This is a genomic window from Lysobacter xanthus, from assembly GCF_047159895.1.
In genome coordinates this window covers 1-8,122 of the sequence record NZ_BAAGAB020000093.1, presented here as the reverse complement: position 1 = coordinate 8,122, position 8,122 = coordinate 1, and the positions used below count along the sequence as shown (strand labels likewise).

Sequence of the window (8,122 nt, the reverse complement as noted above, 5' to 3'; positions counted from 1 at the left end):
CCCGCCAGCGCGGTGATCTGGCCGACGTTGCGGAAGCTCGCGCCCATGACGACGGTCTCGTAGCCGTGGCGCTTGTACCACTGCCAGATGCGCGTCACCGACTGCACGCCTGGATCGTCCTGCGGCGTGGCCGGCTTTTGCGCACCGTTCGCGAGGTGCCAGTCGTAGATGCGGCCCACGAAGGGCGAGATCAGGTAGACGCCGGCCTCGGCGCAGGCGACGGCCTGCGCGAACGAGAACAGCAGGGTGAGGTTGCAGTGGATGCCCTCGCGCTCGAGCCGCTCCGCCGCGCGGATGCCTTCCCACGTCGAGGCGATCTTGATCAGCAGGCGGTCGCGGCCGACGCCTGCCGCGTCATAGAGCTCGACCAGGCGATGCGCCTTCGCGACGGTCGCTTCGGCGTCGAAGCTCAGGCGCGCATCCACCTCCGTGGAGACGCGGCCCGGGATGAGCTTGAGGATCTCGCCGCCGATCGCGACCGCGAGCCGGTCCGATGCGTCGGCGATACGCGTGGTCGCGTCGTTGCCGGCCGCATCCGCGAGCGCAGCGTCGACGAGGGGCGCATAGGCGGGCAGCCCCGCGGCCTTGAGCAGCAGCGACGGATTGGTCGTGGCATCGAGCGGTCGGAAGCGGGCGATGGCATCGATGTCGCCGGTGTCGGCGACGATGGTGGAGTGCTGGCGGAGGGCGTCGAGAAGGGCGGTCATGACCGGATTGTCGCCCAGACCGGAGCGCCGGCCCATGAAGGCCGGCCTCGTGCGGCTAACGCGCGAGCACTGGCGACGGCGGGGCGGAGCGCGGTTCAGCCGCGCGCTGCCGTGCATCACGCTGCTGCGCGTCCCGGTTCACCGCGACCTGATGCATCTGCTCGGTGCTTTCGAGCATCGGCTGTCGGGCGGCCTGGGGCAGGCTGATTGGATCAGTCGCTCGGTTGAGTCCGGGCTCGTCCCGCGTCGGGCTGACCTGCACGCCGCGCACCAGGGTGAGGTCGCGGTTGAGCTCCACCCGGTCGACCCGTGCGACTCCCTCGCGCAGGCATTCCACCGCCAGCGCAGCCGCGATGCGCTCGCTATGGTGGCCGGGCGCGATGCCACGAGTACGTTCCCCGGCATGCACCTTGTCCAGCACCTGCGCGTAGAGGGCATGGTGCGGATGCGAGGGATGACTCACGAGTGCTCGCTCAGCCCGGTCGAGTGCGCTTGCGGTTCTCGGTCCCGCCACCCCCAGGCCCGTCAGCCCGTGCTCGCGCTGGAATGTCTGCAGCGCGAAATGGGTGCGATCCCCGAAGTCGCCGTCTTCCTTCAACTGCTTCCCGTCCCTGTCGCGATAGCCGAGGTCGGCGAGGCGTTGCTGCAATCGGGTGACCGCAGGACCTTTCTCGCCCCGTCGCAATTGGCCATCCGCATCGGCCGCGGCCGGGCCGCGGGGCGTCGGCGGTGTGGACCGATGCGGAGCGTGTCGCACGGCCGGGTCGACCGGGTCGTGCAGGGGCGCACGCACCTGGAACTCCGGCTTCGCCCGCAGAGCGCCGACGATTTCGAAGCGGCCGCCGTTCCAGTAGGTTCCCGGGCCTGCGCCTGCCTCGGCAGGGCCGGTCGTCACCTGTGAGCCTATGAAACGGATGTGTCCGGCCTGGTCATAGCCTTTGAAGATTCCCACATGCTGACCGGCGCCGTTCTTGTCCTTGAACAACACGATGTCGCCGGGCTCGAGTGCACCACGATCGTGACCGGCCCTCGGTGCGTCAACGACGTCGAAATGGCGACGCGCATACGGTGTGATGGCGCGGCCGTTGAACAGATCATGCGTCGTGAAGCCCGTGTCGGGCACGTCGTACCCGGCATTGCGCAGGCCGCGCCACACCAAGGACGAGCAATCAACGCCCTTGCGGCCGTCTCCGTCGAGATCCCGTTCCCTTCGGCTCTGGTCGGTACGTCCATCCCCGCCACGATTCACCATGCGCCCAACGTCGCCACGGCCGTACTCGAAGCGGTCGTCGCCATCGATGAAATGACGTCGCGCTTCATGGTAGATCGCGGCATTACCGGCGACGTCGCGGGGCGCGGACTCCGGCGGATGTCGGGGGGTGGCGCCGGCGAATGCGTGACCAACGCCTGGCGCGGTACGGTGAAGCTGGGCGGCATACTCCTCGTATGCATCCATCTTCGCGCCCATCACGTGGTAGGCCTCCGCGAGCGTGCGGCTGCCATCCCCGTACAGAGCAGGGTTGCCGCGAATGACGCGCGCGGAAAGAACACTGCTGACGCGGGCACCGGGATTGCGGTGGAGCGCATCGAGAAACTTGGGGCCGTCGCCGCTGCCCAGATTGTGCAGCGCATAGACGTTCGCATCGGGATCGCTCCCCCCAAGACGTTGCCCGCGTGCGACGTTTTCTCGGGTGAACTCCGCGAGCATCGCCGCTTGCAGCTGCGGCTGGTCCCGAAGTGATGCTGCGTTGGCTTGGTCGCGGGTCAGGTGAGCCGCATTCGGCACGCCGTACTTCGCGCCGTATCGACGGAGGCTGTCGAGCCAGGTGTCGTCCGTGAACTGCCCCAAGCCGTAGGCTGAGGACACTGCCATCGTTCCGTCGAACTGCCGGACGGTATTCCGTTCGGGTTGCCGGTGGTTGACGGGGCGCGCGCGGGTGTCGAATCCGGATTCGAACCCGGCAATCTTGACCAGAATGGCCGGATCAACGCCCGCCCGACCGGCGGCGTCGACCAGGAGCTGGCGATTCTCGCCCCAATGGCGATCGAGGGAATGAGCGTTGGGCATATACGATCCTTCGTGTGTGCCGCAGAGCGGGCTTTAAAACGATTCGGGCATGCGGTAACGCTTTGCCGCGAGGTCGAAGTCAATAGTGCGCGAGGCGAGTTTCCCCGCAGTTCGGTACTTCGACACCGTGATCGGAAACCAGCCGTTTTTGGGGGCATCGCTGCCGATGGCGATGCGATATTCGAGGTCGGGATCGTCCTCCACGTACTGCGGGATGTCACTCACGTCGATCATGTTCGCGTCCACAGGCGCGACGATCGAGTGCGTCCCGACGGTAATGCCCTGCTGCGTGGCGCCGCTGCTGAACACCCAGCCGTGTATGTCGGGCCCGAGTGCAACGAGGTCCGCATCGTGGCAGCCGCAGTCGCCCGCGCTCCCGAACTCCATGCCTTTGCCCGATGCGATCAGGCGGCCGGAGCCGTCGGGCAGCACGACAATCCTGAACGCGTCGAACGTGCCCGGATCGATGGCCCCGTAGCGGTAGGCGTCGTCATCGCCAATGTCGGCTGCGCTGGCCGTTGCGGCGTAGATGACCTGTTGGCCTCCCTCCACGACGGCGCTCGCAGGCACGGTACGCATGCAGTAGGACGTCGACTCGTCACCGCTCCCGTAATGCGCTCTCCAGCAACCATGCCTCGCGTCGAACCCTTCCGGGTACTGGCTGCGAAGGACCTCATCGACGATCCGGTTCAGGCGGTCGGAGGCAAGCGAGGTTGTCGACGGCGCGGCGGTCGTGGGCCTCACGGGCGCTGCGTCGCGGTGGGCTGCAGGGGCTGGCACATGCGCAGCAACCGCATCTGGGCGGGCACCGTCGCCGCAGCCTGCCAAACCGGAAGCCGCTGCCACCATGAATGAAAAGCGGATGATGCGAGAGGCCATGCGCGCGATTCCTTAGAGCTGCGATCGCTCGGCGGCAGGCGCCGCGGAGCAGGTTGAAGTTGCCGAACAGCCACGGAACGCTAAAGGGCCGCGGATCACCGCCTGTCTTCGGCCGCACCGATGAAAGTGCGGCGCGGAGGCCTGCAGATGGCTTTTTGGACACGGCATCGGTCGCGCGCCTCGCGCGCCGGCTCCGTATCGAGCATGCAGCGTAGATCGCGAGGGCGTTACCAGCACCGCGTGCGAATTCGTTCCGACGACGGTTCGTGCGGAGCGGCTACGCACCTCGCGAGAGAGCGCGGGGAACCGTGCGGAGTTCAGGGCGGTCGAGATGCGCCGGAGGCGCGACACTCGTCTTGCTCCCCTCGCTATATTGCGGCGCGTCCGGCCGACAGGATGCACTTGAGGTCGCAGAGCGGTGTCAGTCGAAGAGGGACCGGTAGCGCGGGATCGACGCGCGGCTGACGCGCGTCGTCCCATGACGTCATGGATGTCGGACCACCAGGCCTCACTCACCCGCGAGGCGGCAGCCGCCACCTGCATGACCCTTGGGGCAGCTCGAAATGGGAAAAGCGTCCGTTGCGTCGTTTGCATGGCCCGTTCCTTGGGTCTCGAAACAAAAGACTAATACAGATCCACCGGATCGACATCCAGCGACCAGCGCACCTTCCGGGCTTCCGGCGATTCCCGGATCGTCGGCAATGCGGCATCCAGGGCGGCGTGCAGCGCGGGGCGTGCGTTGGACGAGACGACGAGTTGCGCGCGGTGATAGCCGGCGCGACGTGGCATCGGGGCAGGCAGCGGGCCGTTGACCGTGAGCAGCGAGCCGGGCTCGGTGGCGCCGAGCTGCGCGCGCACTTCAATGAGGAAGGCGTTGGCGACGTTCATGTCGCGCGCTTCCGCACGGAACATCGCCATGTGGGCGAACGGCGGGAACTGCGCATCCGCGCGCACGGCGAGTTCCTCGTCGGCGAACTGCGTGTAGCCGCCGGTGAGCAGGGTGTGCAGCAGTGGATGTTCGGGATGATGCGTCTGCAGCAGCACTTCGCCTGGGGCTTCGGCGCGACCGGCGCGACCGGACACCTGCACGAGCAGCTGCGCCAGTTTTTCCGGTGCGCGGAAATCCGCGGAGAACAGGCCTTCGTCGATACCCACGACGGCGACCAGCGTGAGGCCGGGGAGGTCGTGGCCCTTCGCGAGCATCTGTGTTCCGACCAGGATGCCGGGGCCGTCGCCGAGCGCCTCGAAGTGCCCGGCGAGCGCATCGCGATTGCGCGTGGTGCCCTTGTCGATGCGCACCACCGGCACGCCCGGGAAGCGGGCGGTCAGCGTTTCCTCGAGCTTCTCGGTGCCGGCGCCCTGCGGTTGCAGCGCGAGCCCGCCGCAATCCGGGCATGCATCGGGCGATCGCTTCGATGTGCCGCAGTGGTGGCACTGCAGGCGCCGGCCTTTCGCGTGCACCGTCATCGACGCATCGCAGCGCGGGCATTCGGCCGTCCAGCCGCAGTCGTGGCAGAGCAGCACCGGCGCGTAGCCCCGTCGGTTCTTGAACACGAGCGCCTGGCCACCGGCGTCGAGCGTGCGCGCGAGGGTGTCGATGAGTTCGTTCGACAGGCCCGCGTCGAGCGCACGCTTGCGCACGTCGACGACGCGCACCTTCGGCGGCTTGGCGAGCCCGGCGCGCTTGCGCAGGTGCAGGTGCACGTAGCGACCGGTGCGCGCGTTGCGCAGCGATTCCATCGACGGCGTGGCGCTGCCGAGCACGACCGGCACGCCGAGCGCATGGCCGCGATAGAGGGCGAAGTCGCGGGCGTGGTAGCGGATGCCGTCGAGCTGCTTGTAGCTGCCGTCGTGCTCCTCGTCGACGACGATGAGGCCGGCATCGGGCAATGGCAGGAAGATCGCGCTGCGTGTGCCGACGACGACGCGTGCCTGGCCGCGCAGGCAGGCGGCCCACGTGCGCGCGCGTTCGCCATCCGACAGGCCTGAGTGCAGGGCGTACACGGGCACGCCGAGTCGCGCGCGGAAGCGGGCGAGCGTCTGCGGCGTGAGGCCGATCTCGGGCACCAGCACCAGCGCCTGCTTGCCGCGCGCGAGGCAGTCGGCGATCGCATGCAGGTAGACCTCGGTCTTGCCGCTGCCGGTGATGCCGTCGAGCAGGAAGGCGCCGAAGGCATCGCGCGAGGCGAGGATCGCGTCGATCGCGGCGCGCTGCTCGTCGTTGGGTTCGGGCCCGGGATGGGCGGGCGTGGCGGCCGGCGACATCACCACCTGCTCGACGAGCGCGCGCTGGTCGAGGCTGCGCAGGGCGGCGCGCCAGTCCTCGAACAGGCTGTCGAGCTCGTCCTCCGCGATCTCGCCCGCGGCGAGGCGCTCGGCGAGGCGACGCGGGCGGCCCGGGCGCAGCCGCGGCAGCGTCTCGACGCCCGCCGGTGAGAGTCGCCAGCCGAGGCGGTCGGTCGGCGGCAACGGCTCGCCATGCCGGAGCAGGGTCGGCAGCGCGGTGGCCACCACCTCGCCGAAGGGCTCGTGCGTGTAGTGCGCGAGCCAGCGCAGGGAGTCCCACAGTTCGCCGGCCAGCAGGGGCGCAGCGTCGAGGCGCTCCAGCGCGGCCTTCGGCTCGGTGCCCGGATCGGCCGGGCCGACCGCGGCCACCACGCCAATGCGCTCGCGCGTGCCGAACGGGACCCGCACGCGGCAGCCGACCGCCGCCTCGCCGGCGGCGTCGCAGGGCCGGTAGTCGAACAGGCGCGGCAGCGGCAGGCCGCCGATGGCGACCTTCCACACGGCGTCGTCGACAGGCGTGGACGGGGTCGTCGAAGTCATCGTCGCAGTCTAGGTGGAGACGCCGCGACGGGCAGGTCGCGCTTGGCGGGCATTGCTCGCGCCGGGATCATGAATCGAACGTAAGTGCCCGCCGTCATTGGAGAACAGCCGTTATCCACACGGCATGTGGATAAGTCTGTGAATGGACTGTCGGCCGATGTGCGCGAGCCCGCTGCGGCGGGCAGCGGCCGTGGGTTGGCCAAAATTTCACCACGGCGGATATTCTTCGCGATTTCAATAACTTGCGCGTGAAACACGAGCGCGAGACTAGCGGGCGAAGGTCGCACGGGCTGCGATCCGCCGAATTTCGGCGGCTGTGCACAACCCTGCAGGCCGGCAACCCGCGTCACACAACGGTGGAGCCGCGTGAGGGCCCGCTGTCAAGCGTTCGGAGGACCGTCCGTCGACGGGTGCGTCCATCTCGGCGGCTATCATTCCGGCGATGGCCGAGCCTGTCCCGACCCCTGCGCCCGACCTCGTCCGGCCCACCGCGCTCGCCGCCTTCCTGCGCGGGATCGAGCGTCGCGCCGCGGTGCTGGCCGAATTGCAGACCGGCGATCCGACCCTCGGCGACGCCGCGCTGACCCGGGCGATGGCCACCTTCCGGGCGACGGCCGTGGACGCCCCGATGGCCGACTGGCCGCGTCGGTTCTGGTCCGCGCTGCTCGAGCAACCGGCGCTGCGACGGGCCCGGACGCCGCGTCCCGACAGCCCGCTGCCGCCGTCGACGCCCGCGATGCGCGCCGCGCTGCTGCTCCGGGTCGCGGCCGGGCTCGACGAGGCGACCGCGGCGGCGGTTCTCGACGTCGCCCCGGGCAGCCTCGCCCGCGCGGTGCATCGTGGCCTGCCACAGGACGCGACCGGCGCGCCCGATGCCGCGGCCTGGTCGCGCCTCCAGGCGGAGGTCCAGCGCCGCGTACGCGACCTGCCGGCGGAGCGATCGCTGCGGCTCGCCCGCATGCGCGAGGCTGCGCTCGCCGACACCGCCGAACGGTTCTTCCCCGCCCCGCGCGAGGACGGCCGCTGGCGCCGTTACGCCGCCGCGGTCGCCGCCCTGGGCCTGCTCGCGCTCGCGGCGACGTGGTGGCCGAGCCTCGGCGACGACGGCCCGATCGAGGTCAGCGCGTTGGGCCGTGCCGGTGCGCCGGCCAGCCGCTACTCGCGCGAGGGCGGGCTCGTCGCCCATCCCGATTTCGTGTTGCTGGCCGACGCCGAGGGCGCGCGCCTCGCGCGCGATGCCGCCTTCCTCAGCTGGACGCTCGGCCGGGCCGCGGTGCCGCCGGAGCGCGACGTGCAGCCGGCCGGGCCCGACGTTCCGGAAACCGCGGGCAGTGCCGATGCGCCCTGATCCTCGCTGGATGCTCGCTGCGCTGGTGGTCGCCGCCGGATTCGCGGCCGCCGCGCCGGCCCTGCCGGACGACTTCGGCGACGTCGCCACGCTGCTGCCGGCCGCCCGGCGCGCCGCGATCGCCGCGCAGGCGCAGGCCTTCGCGGGCTGGCCCGCGGCCGCGCGCGATGCCTTCGCCGCCCGCGCCGCCGAATGGGACCGCCTGCCGCCGGCCGAGCGCGCCGAGCGTCGCGCCGAATGGTCGGCCTGGCGCCGGCTGCCGTCGAACGAACAGGCGCAGGTCCGCGCGGCCGC

The 8,122-nt window shown here is 70.2% G+C and carries 6 protein-coding genes; 2 read left to right on the top strand and 4 right to left on the bottom strand.

The genetic code is table 11. The features are described 5' to 3' along the window. The 4 genes from ACY35P_RS14445 to ACY35P_RS14430 all read right to left on the bottom strand — a co-directional run. Positions 1–707 (bottom strand): transaldolase (locus ACY35P_RS14445; RefSeq protein ID WP_462116538.1); only part of this gene is annotated, 707 nt, incomplete at its 3' end. A 55-nt stretch (positions 708–762) separates the two neighbouring features. Further along, positions 763–2,775: an XVIPCD domain-containing protein gene (locus ACY35P_RS14440; protein ID WP_462116537.1), complete on the bottom strand. Its 2,013-nt coding sequence runs from the start codon at positions 2,773–2,775 to the stop codon at positions 763–765. A 33-nt stretch (positions 2,776–2,808) separates the two neighbouring features. Next, the gene (locus ACY35P_RS14435; RefSeq protein ID WP_462116536.1) at positions 2,809–3,654 is read right to left on the bottom strand and encodes a hypothetical protein; all 846 of its coding nucleotides are present in this window, start codon (positions 3,652–3,654) and stop codon (positions 2,809–2,811) included. A gap of 624 nt (positions 3,655–4,278) precedes the next feature. Beyond that, positions 4,279–6,480, bottom strand: a complete 2,202-nt coding sequence (locus ACY35P_RS14430) for a primosomal protein N' (RefSeq protein ID WP_462116535.1) — start codon at positions 6,478–6,480, stop codon at positions 4,279–4,281. A 442-nt stretch (positions 6,481–6,922) separates the two neighbouring features. On the opposite strand from ACY35P_RS14430, the gene ACY35P_RS14425 reads away from it, so the two are divergent. Next, positions 6,923–7,828, top strand: a complete 906-nt coding sequence (locus tag ACY35P_RS14425) for a hypothetical protein (protein ID WP_462116534.1) — start codon at positions 6,923–6,925, stop codon at positions 7,826–7,828. Then, positions 7,818–8,122: DUF3106 domain-containing protein (locus ACY35P_RS14420; protein WP_462116533.1), on the top strand; the 305-nt coding region annotated here is incomplete at its 3' end. The genes ACY35P_RS14425 and ACY35P_RS14420, both read left to right, overlap by 11 nt.

Bases quoted from the DNA above. Each gene is read 5' to 3' on its own strand.
- ACY35P_RS14440 (WP_462116537.1), bottom strand. From the start codon at position 2,775: ATGCCCAACGCTCATTCCCTCGATCGCCATTGGGGCGAGAATCGCCAG.
- ACY35P_RS14435 (WP_462116536.1), bottom strand. From the start codon at position 3,654: ATGGCCTCTCGCATCATCCGCTTTTCATTCATGGTGGCAGCGGCTTCC.
- ACY35P_RS14430 (WP_462116535.1), bottom strand. From the start codon at position 6,480: ATGACTTCGACGACCCCGTCCACGCCTGTCGACGACGCCGTGTGGAAG.
- ACY35P_RS14425 (WP_462116534.1), top strand. From the start codon at position 6,923: ATGGCCGAGCCTGTCCCGACCCCTGCGCCCGACCTCGTCCGGCCCACC.